The organism is Govania unica (assembly GCF_027920805.1).
GTDB classification, from domain to species: Bacteria; Pseudomonadota; Alphaproteobacteria; order Sphingomonadales; family Govanellaceae; genus Govanella; species Govanella unica.
In genome coordinates this window covers 243,867-259,623 of the sequence record NZ_JANWOI010000001.1, presented here as the reverse complement: position 1 = coordinate 259,623, position 15,757 = coordinate 243,867, and the positions used below count along the sequence as shown (strand labels likewise).

At 60.8% G+C, this 15,757-nt stretch carries 14 protein-coding genes; 8 read left to right on the top strand and 6 right to left on the bottom strand.

Features of this window, described 5'->3' with window-relative positions:
* The first annotated feature begins 212 nt into the window (after positions 1 to 212).
* The 3 genes from NYP16_RS01130 to NYP16_RS01120 all read left to right on the top strand — a co-directional run bounded on the left by NYP16_RS01130 (position 213) and on the right by NYP16_RS01120 (position 2,643).
* Positions 213 to 635 carry a GlcG/HbpS family heme-binding protein gene (locus NYP16_RS01130; protein ID WP_274942267.1) on the top strand — a complete coding sequence of 141 codons (423 nt, stop codon included), beginning with the start codon at positions 213 to 215 and terminating at the stop codon, positions 633 to 635.
* Positions 636 to 646: 11 nt separating this feature from the next.
* Positions 647 to 1,654 carry a Rieske (2Fe-2S) protein gene (locus NYP16_RS01125; RefSeq protein WP_274942266.1) on the top strand — a complete coding sequence of 336 codons (1,008 nt, stop codon included), beginning with the start codon at positions 647 to 649 and terminating at the stop codon, positions 1,652 to 1,654.
* A gap of 113 nt (positions 1,655 to 1,767) precedes the next feature.
* On the top strand, positions 1,768 to 2,643 hold the full coding sequence (locus tag NYP16_RS01120) for an AEC family transporter (protein ID WP_274942265.1): 876 nt from the start codon (positions 1,768 to 1,770) through the stop codon (positions 2,641 to 2,643).
* Here the strand turns inward: NYP16_RS01120 and NYP16_RS01115 are convergent.
* Positions 2,620 to 2,916 carry a BolA family protein gene (locus NYP16_RS01115; RefSeq protein WP_274942264.1) on the bottom strand — a complete coding sequence of 99 codons (297 nt, stop codon included), beginning with the start codon at positions 2,914 to 2,916 and terminating at the stop codon, positions 2,620 to 2,622. The two genes, NYP16_RS01120 and NYP16_RS01115, sit on opposite strands and share 24 nt — an antisense overlap.
* Before the next feature lie 102 nt (positions 2,917 to 3,018).
* Between NYP16_RS01115 and NYP16_RS01110 the strand changes: the two genes are divergently transcribed.
* Genes NYP16_RS01110 through NYP16_RS01095 form a run of 4 tightly spaced genes read left to right on the top strand, consistent with a single transcriptional unit; the run spans position 3,019 to position 7,592 of the window.
* Positions 3,019 to 3,630, top strand: coding sequence for a DnaJ domain-containing protein (locus tag NYP16_RS01110; RefSeq protein WP_274942263.1), 612 nt, complete (start codon positions 3,019 to 3,021; stop codon positions 3,628 to 3,630).
* A gap of 38 nt (positions 3,631 to 3,668) precedes the next feature.
* Positions 3,669 to 4,673 carry a cobaltochelatase subunit CobS gene (gene cobS, locus NYP16_RS01105; RefSeq protein ID WP_274942262.1) on the top strand — a complete coding sequence of 335 codons (1,005 nt, stop codon included), beginning with the start codon at positions 3,669 to 3,671 and terminating at the stop codon, positions 4,671 to 4,673.
* Positions 4,674 to 4,689: 16 nt separating this feature from the next.
* The gene (gene cobT, locus NYP16_RS01100; RefSeq protein WP_274942261.1) at positions 4,690 to 6,555 is read left to right on the top strand and encodes a cobaltochelatase subunit CobT; all 1,866 of its coding nucleotides are present in this window, start codon (positions 4,690 to 4,692) and stop codon (positions 6,553 to 6,555) included.
* Complete coding sequence (locus NYP16_RS01095; protein WP_274942260.1) at positions 6,552 to 7,592, top strand: esterase-like activity of phytase family protein; 1,041 nt, start codon at positions 6,552 to 6,554, stop codon at positions 7,590 to 7,592. Before cobT ends, NYP16_RS01095 begins: the two co-directional genes overlap by 4 nt.
* 150 nt (positions 7,593 to 7,742) lie before the next feature.
* Here the strand turns inward: NYP16_RS01095 and NYP16_RS01090 are convergent, their stop codons facing one another.
* A complete protein-coding gene (locus tag NYP16_RS01090; protein ID WP_274942259.1) occupies positions 7,743 to 8,558 on the bottom strand; it encodes a dienelactone hydrolase family protein in 816 nt (271 codons plus the stop codon).
* A gap of 94 nt (positions 8,559 to 8,652) precedes the next feature.
* Between NYP16_RS01090 and NYP16_RS01085 the strand changes: the two genes are divergently transcribed.
* A complete protein-coding gene (locus NYP16_RS01085) occupies positions 8,653 to 9,696 on the top strand; it encodes an esterase-like activity of phytase family protein (protein ID WP_274942258.1) in 1,044 nt (347 codons plus the stop codon).
* A gap of 54 nt (positions 9,697 to 9,750) precedes the next feature.
* Here the strand turns inward: NYP16_RS01085 and rpmB are convergent, their stop codons facing one another.
* From rpmB to scpA, 4 genes are all read right to left on the bottom strand, one after another.
* On the bottom strand, positions 9,751 to 10,047 hold the full coding sequence (rpmB, locus tag NYP16_RS01080; protein ID WP_274942257.1) for a 50S ribosomal protein L28: 297 nt from the start codon (positions 10,045 to 10,047) through the stop codon (positions 9,751 to 9,753).
* 150 nt (positions 10,048 to 10,197) lie between these two features.
* The gene (locus NYP16_RS01075; RefSeq protein WP_274942256.1) at positions 10,198 to 12,189 is read right to left on the bottom strand and encodes an alpha/beta hydrolase family protein; all 1,992 of its coding nucleotides are present in this window, start codon (positions 12,187 to 12,189) and stop codon (positions 10,198 to 10,200) included.
* 99 nt (positions 12,190 to 12,288) lie between these two features.
* Complete coding sequence (gene meaB, locus NYP16_RS01070; RefSeq protein WP_274942255.1) at positions 12,289 to 13,248, bottom strand: methylmalonyl Co-A mutase-associated GTPase MeaB; 960 nt, start codon at positions 13,246 to 13,248, stop codon at positions 12,289 to 12,291.
* A gap of 138 nt (positions 13,249 to 13,386) precedes the next feature.
* Complete coding sequence (gene scpA, locus NYP16_RS01065; protein ID WP_274942254.1) at positions 13,387 to 15,531, bottom strand: methylmalonyl-CoA mutase; 2,145 nt, start codon at positions 15,529 to 15,531, stop codon at positions 13,387 to 13,389.
* Between the last annotated feature and the right edge of the window lie 226 nt (positions 15,532 to 15,757).

Here is a 15,757-nt window from a genome sequence, read left to right as displayed (position 1 = left end):
CACCCCCTCCAAACCAACCATCCCCGTCGAAGTGTGCGCCGCTTTATCAGGCCCGACAACACAATATGATTTCGTATGACGATGATCGGAACTCAGATCTTTTTCACCCCCGCCCGGCGACAAATGGATAACTCCGCGAAACATCCGGACATAGGCTGCCAAAGCCCGGTCACCGATACTGATCAAAGACAAAATCAGAAAGGATGTGCAGCATGTTGTCTCTGCATGAAGCCCAAAAACTCGTCACCCGCGCCATTGAGGCCGGGACGGCGCAGCAGGTTCCCGTGGCCGTGGTGGTGGTCGATCCCGGCGGTCACATCATCGCCGCCGCGCGCATGGAAGGGGCCGGATTCCTGAGCCTCAAAACCGCCCATAAAAAGGCCCGGACAGCCGCCGGCATGGGCTTCCCCACCGAAGCCATCGCCCATATGGCAGCCGAGGATCCCCTGATCGGCGAAGCCCTTCATGGCGATCCGGATTTCTTCATCCTGCCGGGCGGCATTCCGATCGTCAAAGACGGCCGGGCCATGGGCGCGATCGGCGTCGCGGGCGGCATCTATCATCAGGATCAGGCCGTCGCTACAGCGGCGCTGGCCCATGTTTTCGCGCCCTTCCCGCAATCTCAAGATGCGTAAGGATCAAGATCATGAACTCCATTTCCCCAACCCTGACCGGCGGCCACCTGCAACGCGGCACGCCCATTCCGCCGCAGTCGGCAGCCAATGGCTATGACCAGAACTGGTACCCCGTCTGTTTTTCAACCGACGTCCAGAAAGACAAAATCCTCGGCAGCGAATTCATGAATGGCCGGGTCATCGTCATTCGCGGCGCGGACGGCACGGCCCAGGTGCTGAGCCCCTATTGCCGTCATCTCGGCGCCGACCTCAGCGACGGCGAGATCGTCAACGGCGCGATCCGCTGCCCCTATCATCACTGGCGCTACAACGATGCCGGACAGTGCATCGCCACCGCCGTCAAGGACAGCCCGCCCGCAGACGCCAGGCTGTTCCGCTTTCCAACCCGGGAGACCCTTGGCTTCATCTGGGCCTTCAATGGCGAGGAGCCCTTATATGACGTGCCGCAGTTTCAGCTCCCGGAACAGGATCTGATCATGCGCCGTGAATTTTCCGTTCTCACCGAAAAGGACCATTTCGTCCCCTATTCCAATTCCTCGGATATTCAGCATCTGATGGCCGTGCATCACATCGACCTCGACGTCAATCCTGAGGAGGTCACGATCAGCCCCCATGGCATGCAGTATGTCCAGACCATGACCATTCCCGGCATGGGCCAACTAAAGCAGGAGGTCCGCGTCTTCGGCACCAATTGCCTGATCTTCATGAGCGAATTCATGGGCCGGCCGGTCTATCAGATGTCCGCGGGCAAGGCTCTGCCGGGCAATCGCACGCTGTCCAGTCTGATCGTCGCCACCCCGAAAAGCAGCGGCGCGCCTGGCGAGGATGAAATGATCGACATCGCCCTCACCGAGGGTCTCAAATTCGGCAACCGGCTGTTCAGCGAAGACACCCTGATCATGAAGAACCTGAGCTTCCGACAGGACATGCTGACCCATTCGGATCGCATGCTGGCGCGGTTTCTCGGCTATGTACGCGACTATCCGCGGACCAGCATCGCCTGCGATATGATCTCTTGACCAAGAAACGCCGAGTCTTCGCGCCCGGAATATGTTAAATCGGCACAAGTCCTTATCCGCACCACCATCATCGCAACCGCAATCATGGTACCGGCGTCCAAGAGGTCTTGTGCATGTGGCAGGCGCTTCTGAATGTTCTCGTCCCCGTCTTCATCACGGTGGGGATCGGCTATCTCTGGGTGCGGATGAAGCTTGAGATCGACCCCGCCTTCATTTCGCGCATTGTCATCAATGTGGGCTCCCCGGCGCTGGCCTTTTACGGCCTGACCACCATGAAGGTCTCGGGCGATCTTTTTGCCCGTATGAGCCTGGTGGCCGGGCTGACGCTTGTGGCCATGATGGCCGCGAACTGGCTGATGCTGCGGGCGCGCGGGTTGTCGCTGCGGGACTGGCTCCATCCGCTGACCTTTCCGAACTGGGGCAATCTGGGCCTGCCGCTCTGTTATTTCGCCTATGGCGACACTGGCCTCACGCTCGCCATCGCGTTCTATGCCGTCAGCAGCGCCAGCCAATTGACCATCGGCGTGCTCATGGCGTCGGGGCAGATGAAGCCAGTGCTGTTGATGCGCATGCCCATGGTCTATGCCATCGGCCTTGCGCTTATGTTCCTTTATGCCGGGGTGACGCCGCCCACCTGGATGCTCAACACCGCCGATCTGATCAGCGGGCTGATGATGCCGATGATGCTGCTGGCGCTCGGCGCCTCGCTCGCCAGCCTCAAGGTGACGCATTTCCGCGAGACGCTCAGCCTTGTAGTCTACCGCTATGTCCTTGGCATCGGGGCCGTCTATGGCATCGCCCGTCTGGTCGGGCTTGAGGGCGAGGCCATGGGTGTTGCCCTCATCCAGGGCGCCATGCCGATCGCGGTGCTGAATTACCTGCTGGCGGCGCGCTTCAACAACCAGCCCCAGCGGGTCGCGAGCCTTGTGGTGTTGTCGACCCTGCTGTCGCTGGCCATTATCCCGTTATTGCTCGGATTTTTGCTCTGAGGCGGCGTCTTCATCCGGGGTCAAGGTGCTCAGCGCCAGCGCATGAAGGGTATCCGCCAGTTCGTCGGCCAGCAGCGCATAGACGGCGCGCTGACGATTGACCCGCGACTGCCCGGCAAAGGCCGCCGCCACGACCACCAGCTTGAAATGGCTTTCTCCGCTCGGGTGATAGCCGCCATGACCCATATGTTTGTGCGATTCGTTGATGATTTCGAGGCGCAGAGGCTGCAAACCGCTCTCGATCTTGGTCCGAATCCGCTCCGCCATGGTCATCCGCCGCACTCCTCGAAAATCGCGCCGCGCCCTTTGCGGGCGGCTCATGACTGACTATATAAGTGAGAGCCTCTCACTCAGCAAGAAAGGTCGAGACACGCCGTGACCGCCGACCAGAGCCGCAACCCGTTCCTTGGCCTCAAATCCTTTGGGGATCGCGGGGCCGCGCGCCTGTGCGACCAGCCCGACTGCGCCGCCCCGGGCGAGCACCGGGCCCCGAAGGCACGCGACCAGCTTGACGACTATTACTGGTTCTGCCGCGAACATGCCCGTGCCTACAACGCCCAATGGGACTATTTCAAGGATATGTCCACGGACGAAATCGACCAGTTCCAGCGCGAGGTCCCGGGCTGGCACCGGCCAACCTGGAAACTTGGGCGACTTGGGCCGACGGCGGAAACCACCGAGGCCCATGATCCCCTTGATATCTTCGGGGACGATATCCGAAAAGGCCGAGGCCCCTTTGCCGAGCGCCCGCAAACCGCCCAGTTCGCCCCCGGCAACCGGCCGCTGAGCGCCGCCGAGCGCGAGGCCCTCGCCACGCTCGGGCTTGACATGCAGGCGACAAAAGCCGACATCAAAAAGGCATACAAACTGCTTGTGAAGCAGTATCATCCCGACGCCAACGGCGGTGACCGGCAGCGCGAGGACATGTTCCGCAGCATCAGCGACGCCTATCGAAAACTTGCGGCCGCCTGGGAAAGCCGGGGCTAATCCCCCATCATTCTAAAGTCCAAGTCGAGCAGTGAACCATGAGCACCAAAAAAGAAGACAATGCCCTGCCCCTCCTGCCGGATCACAAAATCTCCGTGCGCGACACCTTCGGCATCGACAGCGACATGGTGGTCATGGGCTTCTCCAAAGCCTCCGAGCATGTGCCCGACCGTGACGAGACCTATGTGTTCGATCATGACACCACCCTCGCCATTCTGGCCGGATTTGCCCACAACCGCCGGGTTATGGTGCAGGGCTATCACGGCACCGGCAAATCGACCCATATCGAGCAGGTGGCGGCGCGCCTCAACTGGCCCTGCATCCGCGTCAATCTCGACAGCCATATCAGCCGCATCGATCTTGTGGGCAAGGACGCCATCGTCCTCAAGGACGGCCAGCAGATAACCGAATTCCGTGAAGGCATCCTGCCCTGGGCGCTGCAACATGCGACCGCGCTCGTGTTCGACGAATATGATGCCGGACGGCCGGACGTGATGTTCGTCATCCAGCGTATTCTCGAAGTCGAAGGCAAGCTGACGCTGCTCGATCAGAACCGCGTCATCCGCCCGCATCCGGCGTTCCGCCTGTTCGCCACCGCCAACACCATCGGCCTTGGCGACACCAGCGGGCTTTATCATGGCACGCAGCAGATCAACCAGGGTCAGATGGACCGCTGGAACATCGTCACTACGCTCAACTATCTGCCGAATCCGCAGGAAGAAAGCATCGTGCTGGCCAAGGTGCCGTCCTATAACACCACGGCCCGACGCGGTCTTATCCACAGCATGGTGAAACTCGCCGACCTGACGCGCAGCGCCTTCATCAATGGCGATATCTCCACCGTCATGTCGCCGCGCACGGTCATCACCTGGGCGCAGAACGCCGAAATTTTCGGCAACGACATCGGCTTTGCCTTCCGCGTCACTTTCCTCAACAAATGTGACGAGCTTGAACGGCCGCTCGTGGCCGAATATTACCAGCGCTGCTTTGGTGAAGATTTGCCCGATAGCGCCGTGAAAAAGCCGACTCTTGCGGCCCAGTAAGTAGACAACAATCACTGTGAAACCTCGCGGCAATCCCGTAGATCCGTTCAAACTGGCCGTCACCTCGGCGCTCCGGGCCATAGCCCGTGACGGCGAGCTTGAAGTGCAGTTCGGCACCGATCGTCCCGCCCCGGCCTCGCCCATCGCGCGCCTGCCGTTGCCGTCGCGCGACCTCGACCCCCAGGAAGCGGCCGAAATCCGTGGCGTCGCCGACGCCTTCGCCCTGCGCCGACGCCATCATGACAAGGCAGTCCACAAAGCCTATCGCCCGGTCGGCGAAATGGCCGGATCGGTCTATGACGCGCTTGAACAGGCCCGGGTCGAAGCTTATGGCAGCGAAGGCATGGCGGGTTGTGCCGCCAATCTCGACGCCGCGCTTGAGAAAACCTTCAGCCGCTATGTCCCGAAACCCGCCGACAAACCGGCCGATGCCGATCTCGCCACCATTCTCGGGCTGCTGGCCCGCGAACGGCTGACCGGCAAAACCCCGCCCGAACCGGCCCGTGCCGCCGTCGACAGCCTCAGGAGCTGGATCGAGGACCGGGCAGGCGGCGATCTCAATCATCTTGACCAGACGCTTGGCGATCAGGCGGCCTTTGCCCGTGCGTCCCGCGCCATCATCGCCGATCTTGAGCTCGCCGAAGATCTGCCGCCCGAGGACCTCGCCCCTGATGACGAGGCCGCCGACGGCGAGCAGGACAAAGAACAGGATGACAGCGGTACCGGCGAAAGCTCCGCCGACAGCGACGGCTCGACCTCGCTGCCCGCCGAAATGCGTGAAAGTGAAGGCGAGGACAGCCCGAGCGATCAAGCCGCCGATCTCATGGCCGAGGACCTCGACGCGTCTGCCGCAGGTGAGGACGAAGCGAGCGGGGCCAGCCCCTACCGCCCGAACCTCGACGGCCAGCCGCTGCCGGAACAGTACCGCGCCTATACCACGACCTTTGACGAGGTGATCGAGGCCTCGGCGCTCTGCGACGAAGACGAACTCGAACGCCTGCGCCGCTCGCTCGATCAGCAACTGTCACCGTTGCAGGGCGCTGTGGCCAAGCTCGCGAACCGCCTCCAGCGCATGCTGATGGCCCAGCAGACCCGCTCCTGGCATTTCGATCAGGAGGAGGGGCTTCTTGATTCGGCACGCCTCTCGCGCATCATCATCGACCCCATGCACCCGCTGTCGTTCAAGGTCGAAAGCGACACCCGGTTCCGCGATACCGTGGTCACGCTCCTGATCGACAATTCGGGCTCCATGCGCGGACGGCCGATCACCATTGCCGCGCTGTCGGCCGATATTCTGGCCCGCACGCTTGAACGCTGCGGCGTCAAATGCGAGGTCCTTGGCTTCACCACCCGGGCCTGGAAGGGTGGACAATCACGCGAGAAATGGATCGAAAACGGCAAGCCGGTTAATCCCGGACGCCTGAACGACCTTCGCCATATCATCTATAAAACCGCCGACACGCCCTGGCGACGGGCCCGCAACAGCCTCGGGCTCATGCTGCGCGAGGGGCTTTTGAAGGAAAACATCGACGGCGAAGCGCTGCTTTGGGCCCATAACCGCATTGTCGGCCGCCCCGAAGAACGCCGCATCCTGATGGTGATTTCAGACGGCGCGCCAGTCGATGACAGCACGCTGTCGGCCAATGCCGGGAATTATCTCGAACGTCATCTGCGCGAAGCCATCGACTGGATCGAGACCCGCTCCCCGGTCGAACTTATCGCCATCGGCATCGGCCATGATGTGACCCGCTATTATCGCCGCGCCGTCACCATCATGGACGCCGAGCAGCTGGGCGGCGCCATGACCGATCAGCTCGCCGCGCTGTTTGACGAGACGCAGAACGCCGGACGTCAGGCGCAGCGCCGGGGGGCGCGGCGATGAAACAGCTTGTTGTCGCCCTGCTGATGCTGATCACTGGTCTCGCCCTCGCCCCGGCGGAGGCGAGCTCCCCTATCAAGACCAGCCCCGAGGGTGCCGCCACCACAAGCCCTGTCAGCTTCGAGGCCATCCCGCTCAATCTCGAAGACCGCAGCAAGACCCGAGTCGGCAAGCTCACCTATCTCGGCGGGCTCAAAATCAAAAGCAGCGATCCGCGCCTTGGCGGCCTGTCGTCGCTGATCATCTCCGAAGACGGCTCGCAGATGCTGACCGTGTCCGATTGCGGCCTGTGGGTCGGGGCCTCCCTCGATTACACCAACGGCCAGCTCACCGGCCTGCATAACCTGGTGATTTCCCCGCTCCTCGGCCTCAAGGGGGAGAGCCTCTATAGTTGCGACACCGCCAAGCACAACGGTGATGCCGAATCCCTCACCGAACTGCCCGGCATCGGCCTTGTGGTCGGGTTTGAAGGCTGGCATCGACTGTGGGTCTATGGCGCGACCATGAACGACTATATGATGCACAAACTGCCGCACCCCTTGCCGCTGCCGGTCACCATCATGGATGAACTTGCGACCCTGCCAAACAACGGTGGTATCGAATCGCTGACCACCTTGAAAGATGGCCGCACTCTTGTCGCCATCTCGGAAGACAACCCCAAAGGCGGCGACATCGTCCCCGCCTGGATCATCGGCGAAACCCAGATCTCCCGCTTCAGTTACGTGGCGTCCGAGGGCTTCCGCGCCTCCGACCTCACCACCCTGCCGGACGGCGACCTTATGGTGCTCGAACGCCGGCTCACGCTCATGCAGGGCCTCGGCGCCCGCCTCAAACGCATCCGCAAGGAAGACCTTCGCGACGGCAAGATCGTGTATGGCGAGGAAGTGGCCACGCTCTCCTACCCCTACAACATCGACAATATGGAAGGCATCGCCGCCCGCACCGGCCCGGACGGCAAGACGCTGATCTATATCGTGTCCGACGACAATTACTTCCCCCTCCAACGCACCATCCTGATGATGTTCCGGCTTGAGGATTAAGCTGGGCGGGGAGGGACATGGGTCCACTCTCTCCCTCCCTATTGTCATTGCCGGGCTTGACCCGGCAATCCATCTGGCCATGGCTCAGTCGGTTGGACCATGGATTGCCGGGTCAAGCCCGGCAATGACAGTTAGGCCGTGCCTCCCCCCTCAGGCAAGCATCTTCCGCAAAAACTCCGTCGTCCGTTCCCAGGCCAAGGCCGCGTCGCGTTCCACATAGCTTGCGCTTGTGGGGTTGGCGAAGGCATGGTCGGCGTCATACCAATAGACGTTGAGCGATTTTCCGGCTTCTTTCATCGCGCTCTCGAAGCCAGTTACCATGGCTTCATTGATATGGGCGTCCCGGCGGGCGAAATGGCCAAGGACGGGGCCCTTCAAGGACGCAAGCTCCGCCGCTGTTTTGGCCACATTGCCGTAATAAATCACCGTCGCATCCACCGGCGTGGCGAGCGACGCATTCAAGGACCAGCCGCCGCCGAAACACCAGCCGAGCGTCGCCCGCTTCACAGCCCCGCGCGCCTTGGCCCAAGCGAGCCAGGCGGCCAGGGTCTCCTGCGCTTCCTCCGGCTTCACGCCGCGCACCTGGGCCATGGCCGCCTCGGTGTTATCGGTCACGGCGCCGTTGAACAGATCCACCGCGATCACGGCATAGCCCTCCTTGGCGGCGAGATCAGCGGCCACGGCTTTGATCTGACTGTTGAGGCCCCACCATTCGTGGATCATGATCACCGCCGCCCGCGCCTTGCCTTCGGCCGGGGCGATATAGCTCGCGCTCACCTCACGCCCTGAATGAGTGCGGATAGAGACGGTCTCCAGATTACGCGCCACAGCGGCGGCCAGCGCCGGATTGGCCAGCAGGGTCGCCAAGGGCACGCCCCCCAGAAGTTTAAGAACCTGACGCCGATCCGCCCCCACAAGCGCCGGAATGAGATCGTCCACCATCATCACGTCGTCATCTCGGGTCATCACATCATCCCTTCCTTGTTCAGATGCAAAAGGATAGCGTCATCCTGTCTCTTTTGACCATATGGACCTTGACCTCTTACGCCACGGATCGTTCATGGCCAGACTTCCGAAGCTCACGGCCGCCCTGCTGCTGTCCGTCATGGTCAACAGTTGCAGCCCGGCCAATCCTTACGAATCGCTCTCCAATCTCACGCCCGAACGGTCCCTGAGCGCCGAACCGCTCCGGACCACGGCCCTGCCGCTCCATCGCGACCTCAGCACCGTTCGATCGGTGGGCCAGCTGGGCTATCTCGGCGGATTGGTTCTGCAAAGCGGCGACCGCCGATTCGGTGGCCTGTCCTCCCTGCTGGTGTCTGCGGACGGCCGCGAATTTCTGGCCGTGTCCGATCGCGGCTTTTGGGTCGTCGCCACGCTCGACTATCGGAACGGTCAGCTCAGCGGGGCCCATGACCTCAGAATTTCACCGATTCTCGACCCTGAGGGCCAGCCCCTCATCACCAGCAAGCGCTGGGGCTCCGATGCCGAGGCGCTGACGGAGATCCCCGGCGGTCTGATCGTCGCCTTCGAAGGCCAGCATCGTCTGTGGCAGTACAACGCGACCTTCGGCGATGTCATGGAGCAAAAAGCAGCCCATCCCCTGCCCCTCCCGGCAAACATCGCCACGGCCATCGCCGCATTGCCCGGAAATGGCGGCCTCGAATCGTTGACCCGGTTGAAGGACGGCCGCCTGTTCGCCATTGCCGAAGAGGGCGGCCCTGAGGCTGGCATCACCCCGGCCTGGATCCTCGACGGCGACCGGAGCCTGAGCCTGTTCTATCAAACCGGCAATAATTTCAAGCCCACCGACCTCGCGACCCTGCCGAACGGCGATCTTCTGGTGCTGGAGCGCCGCTTCACCCTGCTTCAGGGCGTCGCCGCCAGGGTCAAATACATCGCCGCCACCGATCTCAAGCCCGGGGCGACGGTCAGAGGCCGCGAACTCGCGATGCTCTCCTATCCCTATCACGTCGATAATATGGAAGGCATCGCTGTGCGGGAGGGGCCAGCGGGCGAGATCTTTGTCTATCTCGTCTCGGATGATAATTATCACCCGCTGCAGAACACGCTCCTGATGATGTTCCAACTGAACGAGCCATAAAAAAAAGCCGCTGTAAACACAGCGGCTTTTTAGAATTCTGAGGATTGTCGCGCCTTAGGCAGCTACAACAACTTCCTGTTTCTTTTCGATCAGCTTCTTCAGGCGGCGCGCCTTCAGCGACAGATTGTCGGAGCGCGTCTTCATAAGATAGCTATCGAGACCACCGTTATGCTCGACCGTGCGCAGGGCATTGGCTGAGATACGGAACCGAACGCTCTGGTTCAGCGCGTCGGACAGAAGCGACACGTTGTTCAGATTCGGCAGAAAGCGCCGACGGCTCTTGTTGTTGGCATGGCTGACTTTGTTGCCGTAAAGAACCGTCTTGCCAGTCAATTCGCAAACACGTGACATTGTCTGTCCCCGCTCCTGATAACCAAAGCCACGCCTATCCGAAAAGCGCGGCCAATTCGAGACGCGTGTATACGGGAGCTAAGCAGGACCGTCAAGAGCTATACTGGCTTTTTCCACCCCGAGCGCCATGGTTTTGACGGGTCCTTCGCTCTATCGCCCCCCGGCCACCTGCTCCGGGGCAGTGGTATGGAGATCAAGAAACGCCCCGAGACGGGTCAGAAGGTCAACCCGCCAGCTGGTCCGCTCCAGACTGTGTTCGGCCCCTTTGTAGCGTATGAACTCATGGGGAACAGCGGCGGCCGTCAAAGCCTCGTCCAACTTTATACTGTGTTTGATCTGCACATTGATGTCCCGATCACCATGGAACAACAAGACCGGCGCCTTGAGCTGAGCCGCACGCTTCAAAGGTGAGCCCTGCACGACCACTTCAGATTCATTGCCAACAAATTCCCGGACCGCCTTGCCCTTCAGATATTTGCGGGCTTCGTATTTATAGATATCGAGGTCGGTCACTCCGGCGACGCTGACGATGCAACGATAGAGTTCCGCATGCTCGACACCACTCATGAGCGCTGCATAGCCGCCATAGCTCCAACCGACCGCACAGATTCGCGCTGGATCGCTGATGCCGGCCTTGATGCTCCCGCGCACTCCGTCGGTGATGTCATCCAACGCCTGCCGCCAAGCCTTGTAGCCACCCTGCCCCTTCCAATCCTCACCATACCCGGCCGAACCCCTGTAATTGACCTGCAACACCGCATAGCCCTTGGCCGCCAGATACTGCGGCAGCCAGTCATAGCCCCAGACATCGCGAGCATAGGGTCCGCCATGGGGCAGCACCACAAGCGGCAATCCGGTTTGTTTCTCCCCCTGCGGTCGGGTCAGGTAGCCCGTGACCTTAACCCCGTCCCGAGCCGTGAAGCGCACCGCCTTCATGGGAGACAGGGTTCGTCCCTTGAGCTCGGGGTATAAGGAATTTATAATACTGATTTGACGGTTTTCCCGATCATAGCGCAGATAGATTCCAGAATTACGGTCGCTGGTGACCAAAATGATATAAAATCGCCGATCCCAGCTTTCATCCGTGACCATGACCTGCTGATCGGGATAAAGCGCCCCGACCGAAAGCACGATGCGTTCAATCTCCTTATCGAAATACTCATTATGCGTGCTGTCCGTGGCATAGGTTGCGGCCACCAAGCGGTCGTATTTTCCAAGTGTCTGAACATTGGCAACATCCGCTTCGGGATTCGCATAGACTATCGTCTCAGTAGGTTTTGCATCCTCATGGGCGGTGAGATCCACCACCCAGAGCGCTTGTCGCCCCTCGTACGATTTCAGCACATAAAGCTTGTTCGGATCTTCCCCAAAACCCTGGGGTGAATAACTGCCCTGATCGCTACCGATGTGATCACTATACAGGAGCCGCCATTTCGTCTCCCCCGCCAGGCGATATTTCCAGTAGATCTTCTCACCATTGAAATAGCTGTAAAGACGCGGCGTCCCCCGCCCGTCGCTGATGTAATGCCTCACATTCTCCATCTGTTGCGTTTTATCTTCGAGTCCTCCGGTATAGATATTGAGCCGCGCCGTGCCAGTGCTCTGATTAACGGGCACCTGAATCAGCACATGCTGAGGATCTTCCACCAGATAATCGACGACCCGATCCTGAAACTGCGCGAAGTTCTCGGAAAGCTGGCGCTGCATCAGCACCTTCATTTTACTGCCGTTGGAATTGACGGCCACAAGTCGCGTCGTCCCATAGAGCACATAGCCATTAAAGACGATGCCCGTGTAGCCACAGAGAAGCCGATCGGCATTGGCCCATTTGCACCATTGCAGATCGGCAATATTGGGCACACTCGACAGAATGGGCTTGATCGTACCGGTGGTAAAATCATAGATCACGAGCATCGGCAGCTCGTCCCGATCCATGGTCAGGAAGGATATTTTGGACCCGTCCGGTGACAGACGCACACCCCACATGGACGGCATCGCCCCGAAGGCTGCGGCCAGAGAGTCCGCGGCCGGAACAGTCGCCACAGCTGCAGGTTTTTGTTTCGGCGCCGCCACAACGCTCGCATCCAATCCGAAAACCACCCAAAGCAGCAGGTATAATTTAAACAGACGCAATACTGACACGGACACCCCCCACAGAGACCGTTAGACAGCTTTAGCCGCCCCCCGATCCAACTGTAGCGCACCCGCGTAAAACGAACAGTCTAAAAATAGCTATCCAGCTTAGGGTTGTAAAAACCGCGCGAGAATCCGTTCCGCAGCAAGCCCCGGCGGCTCGGTTCCGGCTGTCACCGCCGCCTCTGCCGCCTGCACTTCGGCCGGATTTGCGGCGCGCACGGCATCGGTCAGGCGATCATGAATTTCCGACCACATCCAGGCCTTGGCCTGACCGGCGCGGAACTGTTCAAGCTCGCCGGTGGCCGTAAGCGCCGTCCGGTATTTCTCCACCTGCGCCCAGACGTCCTCAAGCCCAAGCGCCTTCAGCGCCGAGACCCGCAGCGCATGCGGAATCCAGGTCGGTGTCTTCGGCCGCATGATATGAAGCGCCGCGCGATATTCCGCCTGAGCCCGCCGCGCCGCCGGTTCGAGATCGCCGTCGGCTTTATTGACGATCACCAGATCCGCAAGCTCCATGATGCCGCGCTTGATGCCCTGCAGCTCGTCACCGCCGCCGGGCGACAGCAGCAACAGGAACATGTCGACCATATCGGCCACCGCCGTCTCGGACTGACCGACGCCGACGGTTTCCACCATCACCACGTCATAGCCCGCCGCCTCACACAGCAACATGGCCTCCCGCGTGCGCCGCGCCACCCCGCCGAGCGTGCAACCAGATGGCGACGGCCGGATGAAGGCCAGCGGATCATGAGCCAGCTGCTCCATGCGTGTCTTGTCACCAAGAATAGACCCCCCGGTGCGCGCCGACGACGGATCAATCGCAAGCACCGCCACCTTCAGGCCACGCGCCGTGAGGAACTGACCAAACGCCTCGATAAACGACGACTTCCCCACCCCCGGCGCGCCCGAAAGCCCAAGCCGCATGGAGCCGCCGGTATGCGGCAGCAACGCCGCCATCAGCGCCTGTGCCTCCAGACGATGATCGGCCCGGGTCGATTCCACAAGCGTGATCGCCTTGCCCAAGGCCCGCCGATTGCCGGAAAGAATGCCGTCGATGAGATTCAAGAATACGCTCCCGCCCTGATGGTCAGCATCATTGTTATGGCCCAATTATGCCCTGTTCTCAACTCCATGCAGTTGAATCAAAAAGACCCCCTGCCATAAAGGAACGGGGGTCTTTCATTCAAAGCTGCACTCCCCGCCTTACGCCGCCTTACGCGCTTTCAGGATGCGCAGCATGTCGCGGGTGGAGGTGACGATATTGGTGCCGGGACCAAAGATCGCCGCCACCCCAGTCTGATACAGGAAATCATAATCCTGCGCCGGGATGACGCCGCCGACGACCACCAGAATATCGTCCGCGCCTTCTTTCTTCAGTTCATTGATGAGTTCCGGCACCAGCGTTTTGTGACCGGCGGCGAGTGATGACACCCCGATGATATGGACGTCGTTTTCGATGGCCTGACGGGCGGCTTCGGCCGGGGTCTGGAACAGCGGGCCGACGTCGACGTCGAAGCCGATATCGGCATAACCGGTGGCCACCACCTTGGCGCCGCGATCATGGCCGTCCTGACCCATTTTCACCACCATGATGCGCGGACGACGGCCTTCGGCGGCAGCGAAATCCGCCACTTCCTGTTGCAGGTTGGCGTAATCCTCGTCGCCTGCATAAGCCGATCCATAGACTCCGGACACGCTTTTGATCTCCGCCTTGTGACGACCGAACACCAGTTCCATGGCGTCTGAAATTTCACCAAGCGTAGCACGGGCCCGGGCTGCTTCCACCGCCAAAGTCAGCAGATTGGCGTCGCCCTTCGCGCCTTCGGTGATGGCGGCAAGGGCGGCATCCACGCGGGCCTGATCGCGGGTCGCGCGGATATGGTTGAGCCGCGTGATCTGGGCATCGCGCACAGCGGCGTTATCGACATCGAGAATGTCGATAGGGTCTTCTTTCTGGAGCTTGTATTTATTGACGCCGACCACGACTTCCTCGCCACGGTCGACGCGCGCCTGCTTGAGAGCGGCAGCCTCTTCAATGCGGAGCTTCGGCAGACCGGCTTCAACCGCCTTGGTCATGCCGCCCATCTCCTCGACTTCCTGAATGAGCGCCCAGGCGGCGTCGGCCAGTTCCTGAGTCAGGCTTTCGACGTAATAGGACCCACCGAGCGGATCGACCACGTTGGTGATGCCGGTTTCTTCCTGCAGGATCAGCTGGGTGTTGCGGGCGATCCGAGCCGAGAAATCCGTCGGCAGCGCGATCGCTTCGTCAAGCGCGTTCGTATGCAGCGACTGCGTGCCGCCAAGCCCGGCGGCGAGCGCTTCGATGGTGGTGCGGATCACGTTGTTGTAGGGGTCTTTCTCGGTCAGGCTCACACCCGATGTCTGGCAATGGGTGCGCAGCATCAGCGACGACGGCTTCTTCGCGTCGAAATCCTTCATGATGCGGGCCCACAGCATGCGGGCCGCGCGCAATTTCGCCACTTCCATGAAGAAATTCATGCCGATGGCAAAGAAGAACGACAGCCGCCCGGCGAATTTATCCACGTCAAGCCCGCGATCCAGCGCCGAACGCACATATTCCATGCCGTCAGCGAGGGTGAAGGCCAGTTCCTGAACCTGCGTCGCGCCCGCTTCCTGCATGTGATAGCCGGAAATCGAGATCGAATTGAACTTGGGCATTTTATGCGCGGTGTAATCGATGATGTCGGCAATGATGCGCATGGATGGCTTGGGCGGGTAGATATAGGTGTTGCGGACCATGAATTCCTTCAGAATGTCATTCTGAATGGTCCCGGCGAGCTTGTCCTCGCTCACACCCTGTTCTTCGGCGGCAACGATATAGAACGCGAGACAGGGCAGCACTGCCCCGTTCATGGTCATGGACACCGACATCTCATCAAGCGGGATGCCGTCGAACAGGATCTTCATGTCCTCGACGCTGTCGATGGCCACACCGGCCTTGCCGACGTCGCCGACCACGCGCGGGTGATCGCTGTCATAGCCGCGATGGGTGGCAAGGTCGAAGGCCACCGACAGGCCCTTTTGTCCGCCCGCCAGATTACGACGGTAGAACGCGTTCGAAGCTTCGGCGGTGGAGAACCCGGCATATTGCCGCACCGTCCAGGGCCGGTTCGCATACATGGTTGCGCGCACGCCGCGGGTGAAAGGGAACACCCCGGGCAGGGTCTCGTCATAGCCGACGCGGGTCAGATCCTCGCTCGTATAAAGCGGCTTGACCGGAAGGCCTTCGGGCGTGTTCCACACCAGACTGTCGAGCGACCGACCGCCGATTTCCTTGGTTGCAAGGGCATCCCAGTCCGCCAGCGTCTTTTTCGGAGCGTCCGCCATATCCGTGTCCTCATGCCTTGTGGTTTTGTTAAACCGAACGATTGTTTGGCGGGAGAATGCCGAACAGCGCCGCTCAAGTCAACGGAACCATGCGAGGAGCCTATCTGATGGCGAATTCCGCCGTGACCCGTGAAGGGATGGGAACCCTCCGATTCGTCCCGGGCCTAGCGCCGCAAGCGTGATTTTTGTCTCTCTGTCTCAGAGGCTGCCCCGTTTGGTGAGGTGA

What these genes read in the sequence shown, in the direction of transcription:
- NYP16_RS01085 (WP_274942258.1), top strand. Translation starts at nt 8,653, where the DNA reads ATGGCCAGACTTCCGAAGCTCACGGCCGCCCTGCTGCTGTCCGTCATG.
- NYP16_RS01115 (WP_274942264.1), bottom strand. Translation starts at nt 2,916, where the DNA reads ATGACCATGGCGGAGCGGATTCGGACCAAGATCGAGAGCGGTTTGCAG.
- rpmB (WP_274942257.1), bottom strand. Translation starts at nt 10,047, where the DNA reads ATGTCACGTGTTTGCGAATTGACTGGCAAGACGGTTCTTTACGGCAAC.
- NYP16_RS01120 (WP_274942265.1), top strand. Translation starts at nt 1,768, where the DNA reads ATGTGGCAGGCGCTTCTGAATGTTCTCGTCCCCGTCTTCATCACGGTG.
- scpA (WP_274942254.1), bottom strand. Translation starts at nt 15,531, where the DNA reads ATGGCGGACGCTCCGAAAAAGACGCTGGCGGACTGGGATGCCCTTGCA.
- NYP16_RS01130 (WP_274942267.1), top strand. Translation starts at nt 213, where the DNA reads ATGTTGTCTCTGCATGAAGCCCAAAAACTCGTCACCCGCGCCATTGAG.
- NYP16_RS01125 (WP_274942266.1), top strand. Translation starts at nt 647, where the DNA reads ATGAACTCCATTTCCCCAACCCTGACCGGCGGCCACCTGCAACGCGGC.
- cobS (WP_274942262.1), top strand. Translation starts at nt 3,669, where the DNA reads ATGAGCACCAAAAAAGAAGACAATGCCCTGCCCCTCCTGCCGGATCAC.
- NYP16_RS01095 (WP_274942260.1), top strand. Translation starts at nt 6,552, where the DNA reads ATGAAACAGCTTGTTGTCGCCCTGCTGATGCTGATCACTGGTCTCGCC.
- NYP16_RS01090 (WP_274942259.1), bottom strand. Translation starts at nt 8,558, where the DNA reads ATGACCCGAGATGACGACGTGATGATGGTGGACGATCTCATTCCGGCG.